The sequence below is a fragment of the Bradyrhizobium sp. PRIMUS42 genome (genome assembly GCF_023006515.1).
GTDB lineage: Bacteria > Pseudomonadota > Alphaproteobacteria > Rhizobiales > Xanthobacteraceae > Bradyrhizobium.
Genome location: NZ_JALBGZ010001616.1, coordinates 1 through 435, shown reverse-complemented (window position 1 = coordinate 435; position 435 = coordinate 1). Strand labels below are relative to the sequence as shown.

The following is a 435-nucleotide window of genomic DNA, read 5'->3' as shown; positions in this document are numbered from 1 at the left end:
ACCAGCGTGCCGTAGCCCTTCGGCAGGCGCAGGATGAAGTCGTGCGCGTTCGCCAGCCGCGCCGACTGCTCGATCGCCTCCAGGCTGGCGCCGGCCGGCCATAGGCGATGTTCTCGGCGAGCGAACGGTGAAACAGGATCGGCTCCTGCTGCACGATCGCGACCTGGCTGCGCAGCGATTGCTGCGTGGCGTGCGCGATGTCCTGCCCGTCGACCATCACGCGGCCGCCGCTCACGTTGATGTGCATGCCGACGTCGCGCAAATATGCGTGGATGATGTAATAGCTCGTCAGCACATAGGTGACGTCGCCGGGCGAGGCGTGACCTGACATCCACAGCAGCACCGAGCCGCCGATCACGGAGGCGCGCAGGCACAGCAGCAAGGAAAGCTGCGACACGCTGACGCGCGGCCCGTCCGATCCCGACGCGCGCCACG

The 435-nt window shown here is 67.6% G+C and carries 1 pseudogene; it reads right to left on the bottom strand.

The annotated features are described in order from the left end of the window. A pseudogene (locus MOV75_RS41940) lies at nt 1-435 on the bottom strand (hypothetical protein); the annotation flags it as partial.